The following is a 17,070-nucleotide window of genomic DNA, read 5'->3' on the forward strand; positions in this document are numbered from 1 at the left end:
GCTTAAGCGTTCAACGAATCACCGGCCTGGAGGGAATTGATTACGCGGGCAATAGCCCGGCTGACTGATAGCTTTCGATAAGCGCATCGAACAGCGAGATATCCGAACGACTCCGCGCCAGCAACTGCGCGCCCGATACCGCTGCATAGATAGCGCGTGCCCGCCCTTCAACTTGATCGGCGCTAACCAAACCTGCAGCCATCAAGGCCTTGCTCAGCCAGGCGACATTCACATCGCCATAGGTCTGGACCTCGGTCTTCACCCCTTCCGGCAAATCGTCGTATTCAGCGGCCATAAAACTGCATAGGCACAGGCGGTTATGGTTCGCGAGGGAGTGACGAAAGATATCGGGATAGTGACGCAGCGAATCAATCGCGTTCGGTGCCTCGGCCAGCATGTCCTCAAGAGTAGCGGCGGTATCTTCCCAGTAACGCCTGGCAACCGCAGCGCCCAGATCAGCCTTGCTCGGGAAGTGGTAGTAGATGCTCGCACTCTTGATACCCACGACCTGCGCCAGATCACGGAAATTCAAGCCGCTGTAACCATGCGCCTGCGCAGCCTGTTTGGCAGCGGCCAGGATGGCTTCCCGATGGTTTGAGCTCACGTCACTGCCTCACGGTTTCGTTGGCTGGGCATCTTAAGCGACTAAAGGCCTTGACCGAGAAAATATTAGCGCCTAGATTCTACCTACCAACTGATAGGTAGACAGGAATTTCCCATGACTTCCAACGCGTCAACATTCGACCCAAGCGCCCTGCCCATGATGAAAATCTACGACTGGCACACTGGTCCTTACCCGGCCAGAGTGCGTATCGCCCTGGCAGAAAAAAACCTGCAATCGCGCACTCAATTCGAATCGGTGGACCTCTGGAAAGGCGAGCACAAAAAGCCCGATTTCCTCGCAAAGAACTATTCCGGCACCCTGCCCGTGCTCGAACTGCATGACGGCACGCTCATCGCCGAATGCACCGCCATCACCGAGTACCTGGACAACCTGGACGGCAGCCCTACCCTCACCGGCAATACGCCAAAGGAAAAGGGCGTGATCCACATGATGAGCAAGCGGGCCGAGCTGGAACTGCTGGACGCCATTAGCGTTTACTTCCACCACGCCACACCGGGCCTCGGCCCAGACGTGGAGCTGTATCAGAACGCTGAATGGGGCTTTCGCCAACGGGACAAAGCGCTTCGTGGCATGCAGTACTTCGATTCGATACTGCAAACACAATCTTACGTCGCCGGCGAAAGCTTCTCGATGGCCGACATCACCGTCATCGGCGGCCTGATCTTTGCGGGGCTGGTGGAGCTGGAAATCCCAGCGGAACACAAAGCGCTTCAGGCTTGGTACGCGAAGGTGCAAGAACGTCCTAGCGTGCAGAATCGGGTGACGATGTCTGAGCCCACAGCAGCAGGTGCGTAACGAAATGACGTTGGACGACATGTAAAAACGCCGCCCTAGAAAGGCGGCGTTTTCGTGGGGAGCATCCGAAGAATACCTATCAGCGAATTAGTAGATTAAGTCAGAACTGTGAACCTAAAAACGCTTTATACGCTGCATTTCTTCTCCAGCACTGAGTCAACCAGCGTGTGTGCCATTTCAGCAAGATGCACAGCTGCGAGAGCTAGCTTTCTGCGCGAACCATTCAGGTTTTCGGCAGTTTCGTAGCTGGTGGCTATCACGCTTTGGAGTAACTCGCAGGCAGTCGTTAGCGCTTCCTCCGCGGACAAATCCGGACTCGCCATAAATAGGCTCTGCGGCAAATCTAATACTGGTCTCTGACCATCAGGCACGTTCGCACCCCAGTGATCTTGTGCTAACTGAGCGGCAGCTTCGTCGCTGATCCGCTCAGGATGCAAAGCATGCGTAGGCGGTGGATCCGGCGTAATTTTAACCATGAATAAGAAATCCCTAACGTTTAGTGAAACCGCCAGGAGCCGCTGCTAAACGGAAGGTGGCGGCCATGAGCAGGTTAGCAGACCGGTACGTTAGGAAACCGGCGCATCCGAAGATGCCCTGAACACGGCCACCATAAAGTCCCGGAGAGAAAATCCCGGCTTAATAGAGGCGCAATGCACCTAACGTATTGTGGGCTGCTAAACCCGTTCGCTGTTTTCAGCGACTCGCGAAGGGTAGCTTCGTGAGAACACGGGATCAACCCAAGCAAGCGTAGGGTGCGGGTAAAACGAAAAATCGAGACGCATCCTACAGATTTTTCTGATGATGGACTCCATTTCTTAGGTTACTGCCTCTTATCAAAAGACAATCAGCTATCGGATCGAATAAAAATCTGTTGCAGACAATCCGGTGGGAATCACTGATCTTGCGCAATACGCCTTCAACCGACCAAAGGTCCTCGCTCGTTGCCCTAAATTCAATTTTTCTACTTTCTCTCTTGGTAATGTCACGGACAAGACTGAAGTCGGCGTTGCCACATTGGGTTAAAGGGTGTTCGGATTCGCTAAGGGTTTGCCCCCAACCTATTTAGTAATTGACTTAGAGATGCCTGCAATTCATCGTAGCAAAGCTGGGTAAACCTGAGGTGCGCCTAGCTAGGTAACCAGTAGCCCCCCTATAAAAACCATCACAGCAATTAAAGTCCTAGTACGAAATAGCTTCCCTCTAGTTTTCTGAATTGCATCATGGAGAATTAATAGTGCACTTCAATTACGAAATTATCGCTGACTTCTTCAAGCCCAAAAAAAAGGCTTTGCTTGCTATCAACTCTGAGCAACCGTCATCCGCCAGCATAGATGACAAAAATTTTCACGTACACTCATTTTTGAATTACTACCTATCTGTGGGACATCCACCATACTATGCAGCATTGATAACGGGGGCATGGGGAATAGGGAAAACTTATTTAGTAAAATCTATACTTAAAACTTTACTAGGCGATAGATCATACAGTTATATTAGCTTATATGGATTAAATAGCGTAGATGCTATCGACAGCGCAATGTACCAAAGCCTGCACCCAGCACTATCAACCAAGGGGGTGAAAATCGTAGGAAGGGCAAGTAAGGCGTTGATGAAATACGCTCGAGTTGACAACCTAATCAACATCAAAGACTTTGTTCATCCGGGTAATGATCGACTTTTTGTGTTCGATGACCTTGAGCGCTCACCTTTAGAGCCTGACATTCTGCTCGGCTACATAAACGAAATGGTTGAACACGATGGGTGCAAAGTATTAATTATTGGAAATGAGGAAAAGTTAATAGGAAAACAGGGTTACACTGAAACGAGAGAAAAGCTTATCGGCAGGACTTTGGAAGTCCAGCCTGAAATCAACGGTGCGTTCGACAATTTTCTCGCGCAGCTAAGCTCAGATATAGCTAGGGAGACCTTAAACAAAAACAAAGAAACTATAGTAACCATATTTCTAGAAGCCACCGCAACAAATTTTAGAATTATGCAGCAAACAATTTGGGACTTTGAAAGGCTGATTAACTGTCTAGATCAGAAACACCTCAACAGCCAAGACGGTATAAAAGCCTTAACAGAAACCTTCTTCGCTATTTCCTTTGAAACTAAGGCAGGTTTCTTAACCAAATCAGACATACTTGGAAGACCAGATTCATTACTCAGGGCAATGATGCAAGGTCAACAAGACCAGCCTGAGCTCGCCATAGACGTTGCCAATAAACGCTTTTCCGAGGCTGATCTACATGACCCTATATTGAGCAGCGAATTCATCTGTGAGTTACTCTTTAAAGGTCTTATCATTCCATCTCTACTGCGCGAGTCACTGGAGCTAAGTAAATACTTCATCGACGTCAGCACCGAGCCTGCTTGGCGAACGGTATGGCATGGCTTCGACCGATCAGAAGCCGAATTCAAAGACGCTGTGATCGAGATGGAGCGTCAGTTTCAAGCTAGAGAGTTACTTGATATCGGCATAATTCTTCACGTTGTAGGGATGAGAGTATGGCTATCGAAAATAGGAGAATTTTCGTTAACTAGAAAATTAGCGTTCGATCAGGCTAGGGACTATATATCAGACCTATACACAGCTGGTGAACTCACGCCTGCGGAACCAGCATCTATTGGGCGTAGTGGCTATGAAGGCTATGGGGGGTTGGGAATTCATGAGCAAGGTTCGGAAGATTTTTTGGAGTTTTTCAGTTTTATGGAAGATATGCAATCCAAGGCAGCAATCGATCAGTATCCCGTAAAAGCTAGAAAGCTGTTAGAGGACATGGAATTAAATGCAAGTGTTTTTTTACGAAAGATCTGCTCCACATATGAACATGAAAATATTTATGCATACACACCACTTCTATCGTCAATACCTCCGTCCGAATTTGTCGAGCGTGTAATGAAACTCGACGGAGCAGGTCAACGGACGGTCATTATTGCCTTGAACCTTAGGTACTCGCATGGAATGTTACAACGAGATCTCAAAAGCGAAACCAGCTGGTTTTTCGATGTATACAATGATTTCAGCTCTTCCTTAAAATCTTCAAGACCAATTGTTAGATGGAATCTATCTAATGCGCTAAATCACTATCTTAAACCTATAGCCATTCAAGCGGAGGAGGAAGGTAAAGAAAAAGAAGACTGAGCGCACAAAATCAATTCCTTCACTATACTTTGGAGCAAACTTGCTAGATTCTAGACACAAACGGATTGCGTTTACCCTTCAAATCTCAAACTAATATACCAAGGCTGTAGGTAGAGGATGGCCAAGTCAGGAGCCATCCGCCCCACTACGTTTACTTAACCCTACTACTCAAACTACTCACCAAACTCTCCCATCTCCCCACGCTAATGCGCAAGTTCGTAAACTCCTGCTGGAGGCTGCTGATCTCGCTGGCTTGAGGTGCTGTTCGGACCCGAGTTGCGCTGGAGGTCGCTCAGCTGGCTTTGGAGTTTGCTGATGGTACGACTTTGTCGTCCATCTTGCTCTTGAGGTCGGACAAATCGGCGGTACTGGATTGGGTGTTGGTGCCGTTGTTGCGTTTGAGTTCTTCGATCAAACGGCTTTGGGCTTTTACGGTTTCCTTGAGGGCGGCCAACTCACTGGCGTTTTGGCAGGAGTCTTCCTGCAGTTGCTGCAGGCTGATCAAGGCTGAATCCATGTCACATGACGAGTCGACGTCCGCTGGATCTGTGCGACTGGCAACGGTGCTGCTTTGAGGGGGGCCGTATTGGCGCTTGCATCGACAGCAGCATGGGCCTGGGAAATAGCGAGAACACCGATCAAACATGCTGCAAATAAAAGCGTGCAAAGCCGGACAACTACGTCTGAGCCAGTAGCAGCGGTGTTTAAATCGAAATAACGTTGAATGACACATAAAAACGCCGCCCTTAGAAGGCGGCGTCTTCGTGGGGAGCATCCGAAGGATACGTATCAGCGAATGCTGCTGATGCTGCCCTTGTTGCCAGTGACTTTCACGTCGACTTTTTTGAAGATGAAGTAGTCCTGAACATTCACTTCATAACGCGGCGCGACGATCAGGTCGGCACCGGAAGATTTGACTGCCTTGTATGCCGCTGCGGCTTTAGTCTGGGAGATCGGATCAGGGATCGGCAGGCCTGCCAGAGCACCACCACCGCCACCACCGTAAACAACGCCGTCAGCGAATTGCGTGTCGCCGCCGAAGCTCAGGAAGTTGAACAGGATGTTAGTGGAGGATTCGCCACTGATGGTCTCGCCGACTTTAACATCTGCTTTCAGGTTGCTTTTAACAACGCCTTCCAGCGGCGCGCTTGGCTGGCTCATGTTGTAGCTCACGCAGCCGCTGGTGGTTGCAATCAAGGTCGCAACGGCAGCAGACATCCATAGCTTTTTCATAACTATTTCCCGGTCAAATGTTTAGGAGTTGTAAACAGCGGCCGCACTTTAAGGGAAATAAATGGATAAAAATGTCAGAAAAATCCGTAGGTTACGTAGGTCTTTGGATTGGTTTTGAGGGAAATTTCAGACGCTAACTGGAAGGGTTATTCACAAGCTCCTGCTTGCGGTACCAAACGGATATCAACACGTCGGTTTGCTGCGCGTCCGGCCTCGGTTTCGTTAGTGTCTACCGGTTCGCTGGCAGCGAAGCCCTGAACCGCAAAACAGTTTGATGGTATGTCACCCATCCGCTGCATCCAATCACGCACAGCTGATGCACGGGCGTGGGATATCTGAAGGTTCTGCGCTGCATCTCCCGTCGCGTCGGTGTGCCCAGCAACAACAATCAGCCAGCCCGGCTGAGCTTTAATACTCACCAGTGCGTTGATCAGGATTTTGGTCGAGTCGGGTTTAAGCACTGTGCTACCGGCATCGAACAGTGAAAGGCCGTCCAGGCGAACAGAATCAGGAATAACGCGCTCTTTATAGAAGATGTTTACGACACCTGAATTCAAATCCATCTCAGGATTGGCTACCCAAACTTTCCAGACCAAGCCAATGCAAAAAGTAATCGACGCCACCCATGCAAACAACCATAAGCGGGTACGACGCTTCCTGATATTCAGACATGAAATCGGTGCTTCAGGCGCAAGGGGTGAGGCCAGGATTACTAAGGGCATCGCGGGTGCGGGTGCGGGCGTACTTGGCACTTGCTGCGCGGGTAGGCTTGCAACAGAGTCTTCCAATCGCAGCAGTCGGTTGGATATCTGTTGGCGCAGACCTGATAACGCGGCCACAGAAACCTGATTCTCACGCTGTAAAACCCTATCAAGCCCCGCCAGCCGAGATTCCAGATAAGTAAGCACTTGCGCATTCCCAACGTGAGTATTGAAACGGCGCAACACATGTTGAAGCTGCGCGAATAACCACGACAGAATCTCAACACGCGCTGACAATGCTGTCGGCCAGGCACTCGCCCATTTACGAACCATTGCCTCCATTAGCGCCATACCCTCTGCCATGCCATCCAGACCATGGCGCTGACTGCGCGCCAGGATAAAAGCAGCCACGGTTTGCAGTTCCGCTCCATTCACTTCAAATAGCGCCAGGCATAACTGCTCGACTTTGGCCCAGTCCACGTCCGGGCATGCGGGGTGGCTGAGTTTGGCAAGCTCGGCGCGCAGCGCTGCAAACTCGCCGAATTCCCGTGGATCGCCGCCAACCCGAATTCGCATTTCAAATAACGCAGTCATTCATCCATCCTTACGTCATGGCTTCACGGCTTGGGCAGATATTCCTGCTGCTTCAAATGCCGCACCAACACTTTGCCTTCCGGCCCGAGTGTCGTACCGAATGTCAGCCACTTACCCTCTTTCAATTGCACGTCAAGGGCGTACTCCAAATGACCCGGAAGCACCTGCTCAAGCATCTCGATCTTTACTGCGGCCAGCCTTGGCTCGTACTTGAGCAAAGTGGCAGTAAGCGTCGTCATAAGGTCATGCGCTGTGGCGGGTAGGCCCTGAAGAATTTGGCCCATATCCGGCAAGCCGTAGTGCGGCAAATGACTCAGTGTTCCGGCTCGGCTGTTAAGTATCCGCTGCACGTTATCCAGTACCGATAGCGTGTGTTGGTCTTCCTCACTGACGCGATACAAGTCCAGTTCGCCAGCGAAATTCTGCAAAAGCACCTCATAGAGCGAAGGATTCAGCTCCGTCATGCTCATTCCTTCACCAACGGTCGGAGCTTGAGCTGGTTGTCTCCCAGTTCGATCACCCGCGCTAAGTCCGGATCCAGATCATCGCGGGTCAGCGTGAGACGCCATGTATTCTTTTGGGTATCGGGATTACGGAACAGCCCCACCACCGCGACGAATTTGGCGTCCGCGTCTAGGGGTACGCTCAGTGTCGCGCCCTGCTCCGGGTTCACCACCACCGATTGTTTGTCCAGCAGATCACCGATCAAGGCGCCTTCGTCGTTACTGATCAACTTGTCGTAATCCGCCCGCTCCACTGCCTTTTCGCTGCGCAGTTGATAAATGCGGACCATTATTGGAACTGATAAAGCGTTCATCTGTGCGTCCTCAGTGTTAAGCGATGCTCGCGCACTGAAGTCCAGATGCAGGGTTTTGACCTGCTTGTAGAAAATGGCACTTGCGGTGGATGAAGTGGTATCGCTGACGCTCTGGGTCAGCCCACAGCCGCCGAGTGATGCGCTCAACGCCACCAGCATCAATGAATTACAAAGGGTACGCGACATGCTGTACCTCCCTTATCTTGGGGTTATGCGAAAGGCCTTGGTATCGGCCTAGATTGATAGTGATGGTGTCGTGATTCGCGACCTTCGATGCATCACTGCTCAAGCCGAGAACACCGGTCATGCCAAGCAGCACCGGTGCGCGCCCCAGCACTGGCATCGGCAAACTGCGTACAGGCAGAGACAGCTGCAATTTCGCCGTACAACGCCAACCGAGGTACACACGCAGCAGCACTAATAAGTCGTTATGCAGTTGGCCGCCAGGTAACCAGCCACTGGCTTCTTTGAGGTCTTCAGTGAAAAGCGCCAGATGCATTTGGCTGTTGGCATCGTGCCCGACGCTGCCCAGCGGCGTGCCCTGAGCGAGGCTAACCCCGCCGCCAACAGACAGGCTGGCGGGCTGATCCAGTAGAACTTTCTGCGGCCAGTGCGGAGTCACTTTTGCCTGTGTGTTGGGTGCCAGCAACTTGACCAGCGCGGTGACACCTTCGGCATTGCGAGTGGGCAGACGCATCACGCTGAGCAGTGCCAGAAAACGCGACACAGGTGTCGCGATCTGCTTCGCAGTACCAGGAATGCCAAGACCAATCAGCCCCAACAAACACTGTGAAGTCGCATCGGTACCGCAAGCCTCAAACGTCGCCGGGTATGAGTACTTGCGCCATATCCGGTAGAATTGGGTGAAAATCCGGTGGTTAAAAATGTCGAGAAAAGACTCCAGCGCTTCATGCCCTTCCCGGCGTTGGGCAATGTCATCCAGATAGGCAGTCGGCATCGGGGAGTCGACCCCATACAAACCAAGCAGACGAGTGCGTACCGTAGCCGGGCGCTGCGGGTGCGCATCGTCGGTTTCGATTGCCTTCAATTCACTGGCCGGGAAACCCATTCCGGGGTCTGGCCGAAAGCGTACCGGGTCATCCGCTGGGTTGGTCGTACTCCCCAGCGGGGGATGATCCGGTAACGCTTGCTCCAGCAACTGACAGAAGCGGTACAGATTGGCCTCAGCCACCCGCCCCTTCATTAATTCCAGCAAACCAGCGGACTTCAGCCGGGAATACGCTGACTGTGGTTCTCGTTCCATCGCAGGCACTTTCCGGTAGGTTGCAGAATCAGCGTGAGCTGGTTGTAAAGGTGGATGTCGGCATAGAGAGCGAAGAAGCGATTGAGCATCTCGCCGAAAAGGCTGATATCGCCCTCGCCGGAAAATCCGTTGGCATCCAGCGTGATTTCGATATCCACTCCGCGTAGCAGGAAGCCTTTTTCGAAGCGCTGAATCAGGTGGTGGGTGACCTCGACAATCGCTGAGAGACGTCTGCGGTTCAGTTCACTGCCCGTCCAGTCATAGAGCGCTAATGTGCCTCTCAACACCTCGGCGTTATCGAGCATGGGCAGGAAGTTCGACCCCAAGTGGCTGAGCACACGCCAATGAAAACGATCCCGGTTCGGCGGGTAGCAAGGCAAGGTCGGGGCGCAGAGATTGCGCACGCGCAGGCCCACTTGGTTGGATTGCACAACGGTGTCGAGCAAGGTGCTTTGCAACGCTTTGCGCGGTAGCTGACCGTGAGTACCCGTCAGCCGCAACGACAGGCTTTGACTGGCGGTCATCGAATCGCTGTCGAAGCCTTCGCCCCCCAGAACCAGCCATGTGTCGTGCAGCCCATTGGGGCCGCGTTTCAAGCGCGTGTGGAAGTAACGTTCGGGGGCCTCATCGCGCATCATCCCGCCTTTGTGACGGAAGCTGGAAAAAGGCACATAGTCCAGCCGTTCAGCATTCTTCGACGCCGTGACCTGATCTACTGAATAGATTTCAGTGTGGCCGTCCTGCAAGCGCATAGGCCGCAATAGGTAGTCGGTTTTCAAAGGCTCAACCGTCAGTGGATCAGCCTCAAGCGAAAACAAATTAATCACCGGTACAGCATGCATACGGATGTGCTCGGCGTTCAAATTGAACCCCGAAGGCCAGGCGTTACTGAGAACCACTTCAAGCTCAAACCACGTCGTGCCGGGAGGCAGAACAAGTTGCTCCAAACCACAGAGGGTCACGAACATGAATTTCTCGCGGAAGGTGAAGTACTCCAGCAACAACTGATAACCGCTGAACGCGCTGTCACCTTTGGGCCAGAGGCGATCTTCATCGCCAAAGCCCTTCGACGCGAAGCGACCCTCCAATGGAGAACGGTCCTGCTCAGGCAAGCGTACATATAGCTGTTGAGTATTCAGGGTCAGAGCCTGATGCAACGCACTGGCCAGCGGGGCGGCAGCATTCAGATACAACGGTAGTCGGCTCAGATCGACCTCACTCCAATCCGTCGATGCACCGCAGGCAAAACGCAGTCGCAGCACAGAACGGCCATCCGGCTCGTAGTCATGCCTGAAGGACTCAATGGCGAGCGGTTGCAACGTCAAATCTTGAGTGGTGGTGTAGCGACAGCGGGTCCGCTGCGGCCCAATGGGTTGCGACAACACTTCAAAGCCGCTGACTATCGGCTCACTGCGCTTGAGCAGCTTGAGGTCCGGTATCAGTTCAACAATCGATAACGAAGGGATAGTCCGCAGATAATGCGGCCACAGCAAACTGACCAAGCCTTCAGTTAGCTCAGGCAGGTCATCGTCCAGCTTCTCGCGCAGCCGTCCCATCAAGAAGGCAAAGCCCTCAAACAGTCGCTCCACATAAGGGTCATGCGCGCCCGGCTTATCCAGATTCAGCTGTGCGGCACGGTCCGGGAAAGCTTCTGCGAACTCCTTGCCGGCCTCGCGTAGATAACGCATCTCGGCGTCGAAGTAGTGCAGGGTCAGATTTTCCATGCTCAAAGAGAGAGTCCTGATAAGTGGTGATTAGGCGCAGAGCACTGAGGCGCGCACGGGATCAATCGCGACCAGTACGGCCAGCAGTGCTTCCATCCGGCGAGCCAGGGAAGGTTTGTCCGCGTCGCCACGCTGGGCTTTCACACGCAATAGCTTGAGCAGGCGGGCCTTGACCTCGAAGTTCAGTTCGGGCTCCCAATCCGCCAAGGCTTGGCGTTGAGCGGTAGCCTCCAGCTCGCCCAGCAAGTGGATGGCCAGTTCGCTTTTGCCGTACTGCTCGGCGACTCGTGCCATCAGCAAACGCAGCAGCCAGCGTTGCCGCCCGGTCTCAACCTCGGGACGTGCCGCCAGCCAGGCCAGCGCTGCATCAATGCCGTCGCTATCGGCTTGCGCCAGCGCCTCGCTTTCCAGTGACAAAATGTCGGTGTCTATCGAGGCGGGTGCAGCCGTAGTGGCCGGTAACCACTGCTCAGGACGGTTGCCGCTGACATGCTGGGTGATCCATGCACGAGTGGTCTCATCAGCGAATGCTGTGCCGTCACTCCAGTACAGCTCCTCAACGCCCGGCAGCCGATCAAGGAACATGCCCAGATCACGCTTGACGATATCGGCCCAACTGCCCTCCGGCGCCGGTTGTTTGCTCAATGCCTCACACAGGTACCATTGCAAATCGAGCCAGAAATGGTTCACACCTTCGGCATACATCCGCTCGACCTGGTCGAGCAGCTCCGTCCAGTTCTGTTGCAGGTACAAACGCTTCAGTTGCGCCCGATATTCCCCGCGCGGTGCGACCAAACGGGTAGTGCCGTTGGCGTCCTGAGGGGGTGTTTGGTGAATGGTGTCCCACCGCAAACTTTTCATTAAGCGGTGGGCCGCCAACCAGCCCTGAGGCTGCTCACGGAGATAACCCGCCAACGCCCGGCCTCCATCCAGCAAGTCACGGCCAGATTTCGGCGACGTTACCGGCGTAGCAGATGCCGGAGCATTAGAGTCGGGACGGGCGCCGTTCTGCGGCACGACCGCCTCTATGCCACCAGACCGGGTCAGCCGTGTGGACAATGCAGCATATAAGGTGCCCAACTCCGGACGCTGACTCTCCGGCCAAGCCTTAAGCGCTTGTTCCAACCAGGCCAAAGCAGCGACAGTGCCCTCGGCTTCGGCTTTCACCACTTCCGGGTACAGCGACAGGCTGTCCAGTACTTTGCTGCTAGCAAGCCACTCCAAAGTTATCTTGCGACTGTTGCCTCTTGCGGGCCGCACGTCAGGGAAATGCTCTATCAACGCGGCCAACAAACTGAGGCCGTCTGCCAGACCAACTTCCCCTTCCTTATGCAACCGTGCCCACAAGTAGTAAGTGGCTACGCGCAAATCCTTGCTGGTTTGGGTCAATAACTTCTCTGCCAACTGGATAACCAGATCGGCATCAGCCCCGGACAGCTTATTGACCTCCTCGCGGATAAGCTGGAAGTCCTCGTCATACCCCGCGTCCTCGCCCACCGATGAGTCCGCGCTGATCGGTAGTAGCCATGCAGCCCACTGCGTAAACTGTTTGCGACCAAACGACACCGCGTCGCGCGCCCCCAGACAATAGGTAACCAAGGCATCAAGACTCATTCGATACCTCCATTCAAGGCATAGGGATCAGTAGCCTTGCCCCCGCTGAGGAATATCTCTTTAGGCAACTTGAAGCCGCGCAACTTGAGCAGCTCCAGCGGCCCCGCACCCATTTCGGTGCGCAGGTTCCAGGTCAGGCTCAGGTCGTCGGGCGCTTTGATGATCATCCGGTAGCGGCTTTCGCCATCGTCCAGCAAGGTCATTTGGGCTTGTTCCAATAGTCTGATCAGGCCCCACGTCCCCTGATAATTGCCATATAAGCGCTCACCGGTTTTGACGCTGATCCAGCTCAGGCTCGCGCCGGGATAATCGCCGCGACCCGGCCAGCTAAAGCGCTGCCATTTTTCACGTTGATTGAAGTATTCGTGTTTTTCACCGTTGAGGATGAAGGTGGTTTGCACCACGTCACGCGCGGCTTTGCCGCTCAGTTCAAAACTCAAACCCATGCCGCCGTCGGTGTAGAGCACGTCGGCCAGATGGCTAAGCTGGTTGATGGCCATGAGGAATTTGGGATTCAGGCGCAAACCCTGACTGTGCCTTGTGTCAGCTACCCACTGGCTGCCTTCCTTACGCACCACGCCACTGAGTTGCTGCTGCAGAAATTGCTCAATGCGCCCGGAGTCTGCGCGGATCATCTGGCCCAGCATCGGCAGCGAAACATCGCTGCTGGTGGCCGCAAACGGATAACGGCCGGTGAATGCGCTATCCCAATGCGTGACGATTGAGCGCTGCCACTGCTTGTTGAGGCTCGCCGCCGAGGGTTGCAGGACCTTTTGCCACGCTTGATCCAGCGGTTGCACGAACAGGGTATTGCCGACCGTGCCCCACTCGGCACCAAGGCTGGCGGCGATCAACCGCCCATAAGCCTGAGTGTCGGTCAGGTCGACGCTTTGCCCCTGAAACACCGTTTGCGCCAAGACCTGTGTCATTTCCTGCGGGTCGGGCGCGTTGCTGATCTGTTGCAGCTTCAAGCGCACACGAGTCACTCGGGTGAGAAACGCTTGCAGGCTTAGATTGTCATCGCCGCGAGCGTCTTCCGGAGCTTTGCCCATCAAGGCCAGCAAGGGACCAAACGTGGCGTCGAGCGGCCCGCCCGGGCTATGCATCAATTGATTGGTGATCGGTGTGACGTCTTTCTTGATCAACTGCTGCGCCGACTGGATCAGCGAGTCGGTCATCGCTAGCCGCCGCGTGCCAGCCTGCCCCTGATAAGCCAAGGTGTTCATCAGTGCGATGACGGGCGACTGACGAACATCGCTCATTAAGGTCAACTGATCGATGACGTCGGCCAGGTTGTATGGCTGCTGCCAGCGCAACCCGTTGAGGAAGGACAACCAAGCGCTGCTGTAATCCTCAAAGTAACGATCGGTAAGACGTTGTTTGAGCACGTCCGGGGTGAGTTCAGCTGTGATATCGGCTTGGCTGTCGCTGAGTACCCAATCAATTTGCTCACGTCGCGCTTCGGCGATTTCATCAATGGCCTGTCGTACGTGGCCTTCCCAAGCCTGACGGGTGAATACGCCCGGCACTTCGCCGGTCGAGGACAACAGCGACAAGGCGTCGGTGTCGCCAACCATGTCGTGCAGGTTCAGTGGTGGGGTCTGATTGGCCGCTGCGTCGAGCACTTGCTTATAAAGGTTGGCTTCGGCGTTGCGTTGCCCCAACTGGCCCAGCAGCACACGACGCACTTGAGCGATCAGCGTCGGGTCGGCTTTGATTTTCCACTCCGGGTGGGTCGCAAGTTGCTCGGTGTAAAACGCCCACAAACCCGGTGACAGCGCTTTCCAAAGCCCCGGTGCCACGAAACCTGCGCGGGAAGGTTCGGCATGCCCCAGCGCTTCGGTTAGAAAGGCTGCATCGACTTTGTCCGGCCTTGCCATCATCAGGTAGGCCTTGAGTTGCTCGTAGGCCACCGGGGCTAGCTTGGTGCGCTCAGAATTGTCCGGCGCCAGCTTCACCCAGGCACTGAGCTGACGATGCAAATTAGCGGCGGCAGGATCTCGAATCAGTTGCTGGTTGGCAGCGATATAACGCGGCCATAAAGCGTCGAGCAGGGCCTGATTCTGGTTGAGGCCAAAACGCTGATAAAACGGCACGCCGTGTTCGGCGCGATAATCCAGCCGGGCCAGTTCGCGCATCAATTCGTTGAGAGCCAACAACTGCTCATCCGCGCCGACAGGATGATGCACGGCGGCCAGAGCGGTTTGCACCTGATTAATCTGCGCGCGGTTGCTGGCAAACGACAACAGCATGCCAGCGCCCCATAGTGCGGCTAGCGTCAGCAACAGCAACTGTCCGATACGCACTGGGTGACGGCCCAAACGACGGGGGTTGCTGGTCTTGTCCTCAATCAGACCCAGCCAGCTCGGCTCCTTCGGCCAGATGTGGTCATTAACACTATCGGCACGTTGCAGCGGCAGGCTGAACCATAGACCGCGCAAAGGCACGCCCGATACACCCAGCAACGGGGCCATGGCTTTACGCCAACGTGCAATGCCCTCGGTTTTCAAATCATAGGAAAGGCGGAACAGGAAATCATGACCCATCTGCGCTTGCATCTGCGCAATGCCTTGCTGGCGCAAAGGGTCCTCCAGCGAAGCAAGCCCCGACTGCAGTTGTTCGGGAGTGATTTGAGGCGGCAACACGCAACCCACCGGCTGATCAGGACGATCCGCCTGCGGCCAACCACTCGCGCAGACCTGCCACAGGTGCAACGGCAACTGCCAACCCAGCTCACGCGACAACGCCTGCAAGTTACGAGTCGCTGCGTACATCGCCGGCACGTCCGTACTCTGCTCTTTAGTCAGCGCCCAGACCACACCATCCAGAGCGCGCCAGCGACTCAAGCCACGCCATGGTTTGAATAATTCCTCGGGTTTTGCCGTGGCGCTACCGCCCCACAGTAGCACTGTGTCATGACCCTCCAGCCAACGCTTTTCAGCCAGACCGGGAGCGATGGCTTCGATTTGTTGGGGTTCGCCGATGACCAGCAGCAGGCGGACTTTGCGGCGCCAGAGGAGGTTGTAGTTTTCTCGGAGGTGGGCTTTGCAGCGCTCTGCAACATTCTGCTCAGGCTGATTGAAAGTTGGGCCGGGTAATTGAAGACCGGACGCCTCCCTCCTGCGGGAGACGAACTCCAACGCTGCCAAAGTCCTTTCAAACAGTCCGAAAACCCCTTCGAGCAAAAGAACTATCAAGCACGCAAACAGTAGCCATGCTGATAACTCGATCCTCTGAGGCTCATCCCTCAGCTTAATTATCGGGTTGTCGATCCAAATCAACAGGCCGCCAGTAACGAGCAAGCACATGACCACAACCCAGATACCAATGCGCATCTTTTTCACGATTAGTCCTTATCTCTCATCAAGCCGGCTGAACAACGCAAACTTGTGGTGAGGCATCCTGCAACATGATCATTTGAGCTCGACGGTCCGCCTTCGCACCCTCACTGGCGACAATCAAAGCGATATTGCCAACAGCGCAGCCTGGCCGACCAAAGCTGTCGTCAAGCGTCAGACGCGCCTCTATGTCAGGCGGATAACCCTCTGCATTCAGGGCGATAGTTGTGTCGCACAAAAAATCGGAAGGCATCTGCAAATACCATGCAAAGTATTGGGTGGCGCCCTTTTGGATCTGCCCCCATAGAAGCGCGTCTTTTAAGGCATCGGCCTGATCGCTTATTTGTACCGGACGATGAATCAACGCCGAGGGAGCAAAGCCTTTCCTGGCACACCAGTCAGGAGCCGCAAGCAATACCGTTGATACCGACTCGGCCTGTTCGGCGATCGGATCAAGAAAAAGATTTACCTCCAGCGACAACAAAAGTCCGCTGGCCGCAGGCTCATCCAGCAATGCATCAATCCAAAGAAGACCATCGTCCTGGTTTGCGAAGACCACCTGATCAACTGCGTGCCTTTCGCCGATAGACGAGCGCCACAGTGCCAAGACTTCGTCATCGCAAAGCACCTGGTTGTGCCTGATACGAACACGTAGAGGCGTATCGCTCGCGTACAGTTGCAACTCAGGCTCAAGCCCCTTCATCACCTGATCGAAATAAGCCGAGAGGCGCTGTGTGTATTCAGCCTTGTCGTGAAGCTGAGCCGGTGGGCTCAACTGACTCAGACGCACGGCTCGACCCTGCGATTTCAGAAAAGTCGGGTAAAGCGGTTTACTGCCATTGCGTAAAACCTGAGCAAGCAAGTTGTTGCCTGCTCCAGAACAGTAAGATGTGCCCAACAGGGCAATAGGACGTTGCCCATGCTCGATGAGCGCCTGCTCCAATTCCGTACGGTTTTGGTTCCAGCTCTCAACAAACTCAGTGCGTCGTTCAAAGGCCAGTAGACGTAACGCGTAAAGGGTCACACCTCCCATCAAGGGCAGTACCAATACACAGCACCAGAACCAAGGCGTCATGCGCCAGCGACTATCCGGCCAAAGAAAGAAAACAAGGCCCGCGACAATCATCGAGCAAAGCAAAACCACCAGACACCACCGCTTGTTACGCGGCGGCAGTGGCAACGACAATTTTTCGGGTAAAGCCCTGATATTGACCGGCACG

Annotated in this window: 14 protein-coding genes; 2 read left to right on the forward strand and 12 right to left on the reverse strand. The window is 54.3% G+C overall.

Annotated elements, in window-relative coordinates; translation table 11 throughout:
• Positions 1-40 precede the first annotated feature (40 nt).
• Positions 41-604 (reverse strand): TetR family transcriptional regulator, encoded by a 564-nt coding sequence (locus H8S59_RS02605; RefSeq protein ID WP_187520413.1) that lies wholly within the window; start codon positions 602-604, stop codon positions 41-43.
• 114 nt (positions 605-718) lie between these two features.
• Here H8S59_RS02605 and H8S59_RS02610 point away from each other — a divergent pair, with 114 nt between their 5' ends.
• Positions 719-1,420, forward strand: a complete 702-nt coding sequence (locus tag H8S59_RS02610) for a glutathione S-transferase (protein ID WP_187520414.1) — start codon at positions 719-721, stop codon at positions 1,418-1,420.
• A gap of 125 nt (positions 1,421-1,545) precedes the next feature.
• Here H8S59_RS02610 and H8S59_RS02615 read toward each other — a convergent pair whose 3' ends face one another.
• On the reverse strand, positions 1,546-1,896 hold the full coding sequence (locus H8S59_RS02615) for a DUF6124 family protein (protein ID WP_187520415.1): 351 nt from the start codon (positions 1,894-1,896) through the stop codon (positions 1,546-1,548).
• A gap of 758 nt (positions 1,897-2,654) precedes the next feature.
• On the opposite strand from H8S59_RS02615, the gene H8S59_RS02620 reads away from it, so the two are divergent.
• A complete protein-coding gene (locus tag H8S59_RS02620; protein ID WP_187520416.1) occupies positions 2,655-4,565 on the forward strand; it encodes a P-loop NTPase fold protein in 1,911 nt (636 codons plus the stop codon).
• Between the two features lie 292 nt (positions 4,566-4,857).
• On the opposite strand, the gene H8S59_RS02625 is transcribed toward H8S59_RS02620, so the two are convergent.
• The 10 genes from H8S59_RS02625 to H8S59_RS02670 all read right to left on the reverse strand — a co-directional run bounded on the left by H8S59_RS02625 (position 4,858) and on the right by H8S59_RS02670 (position 17,069).
• Positions 4,858-5,082, reverse strand: a complete 225-nt coding sequence (locus H8S59_RS02625) for a hypothetical protein (RefSeq protein ID WP_187520417.1) — start codon at positions 5,080-5,082, stop codon at positions 4,858-4,860.
• A 272-nt stretch (positions 5,083-5,354) separates the two neighbouring features.
• Positions 5,355-5,798 (reverse strand): hypothetical protein, encoded by a 444-nt coding sequence (locus tag H8S59_RS02630; protein ID WP_095093009.1) that lies wholly within the window; start codon positions 5,796-5,798, stop codon positions 5,355-5,357.
• 146 nt (positions 5,799-5,944) lie between these two features.
• Positions 5,945-7,093: an OmpA family protein gene (locus tag H8S59_RS02635; RefSeq protein ID WP_187520418.1), complete on the reverse strand. Its 1,149-nt coding sequence runs from the start codon at positions 7,091-7,093 to the stop codon at positions 5,945-5,947.
• Positions 7,094-7,116: 23 nt separating this feature from the next.
• A complete protein-coding gene (tssE, locus tag H8S59_RS02640) occupies positions 7,117-7,557 on the reverse strand; it encodes a type VI secretion system baseplate subunit TssE (RefSeq protein WP_187520419.1) in 441 nt (146 codons plus the stop codon).
• A 2-nt stretch (positions 7,558-7,559) separates the two neighbouring features.
• Positions 7,560-8,096, reverse strand: a complete 537-nt coding sequence (gene tssJ / locus H8S59_RS02645) for a type VI secretion system lipoprotein TssJ (protein ID WP_187520420.1) — start codon at positions 8,094-8,096, stop codon at positions 7,560-7,562.
• Positions 8,077-9,174 (reverse strand): type VI secretion system baseplate subunit TssG, encoded by a 1,098-nt coding sequence (tssG, locus tag H8S59_RS02650; protein ID WP_187520421.1) that lies wholly within the window; start codon positions 9,172-9,174, stop codon positions 8,077-8,079. Before tssG ends, tssJ begins: the two co-directional genes overlap by 20 nt.
• Entirely contained in the window at positions 9,138-10,904 is a 1,767-nt protein-coding gene (tssF, locus tag H8S59_RS02655) for a type VI secretion system baseplate subunit TssF (protein WP_187520422.1), read from the reverse strand. The genes tssG and tssF overlap by 37 nt, the downstream gene beginning before the upstream one ends.
• 24 nt (positions 10,905-10,928) lie before the next feature.
• Positions 10,929-12,512 (reverse strand): type VI secretion system protein TssA, encoded by a 1,584-nt coding sequence (gene tssA / locus H8S59_RS02660; protein ID WP_187520423.1) that lies wholly within the window; start codon positions 12,510-12,512, stop codon positions 10,929-10,931.
• Positions 12,509-15,847: an ImcF-related family protein gene (locus tag H8S59_RS02665; RefSeq protein ID WP_187520450.1), complete on the reverse strand. Its 3,339-nt coding sequence runs from the start codon at positions 15,845-15,847 to the stop codon at positions 12,509-12,511. The genes tssA and H8S59_RS02665 overlap by 4 nt, the downstream gene beginning before the upstream one ends.
• A 28-nt stretch (positions 15,848-15,875) precedes the next feature.
• A complete protein-coding gene (locus H8S59_RS02670; protein WP_187520424.1) occupies positions 15,876-17,069 on the reverse strand; it encodes a hypothetical protein in 1,194 nt (397 codons plus the stop codon).
• Position 17,070 lies beyond the last annotated feature (1 nt).

The sequence above is a fragment of the Pseudomonas folii genome (assembly GCF_014357575.1).
GTDB lineage: Bacteria > Pseudomonadota > Gammaproteobacteria > Pseudomonadales > Pseudomonadaceae > Aquipseudomonas > Aquipseudomonas folii.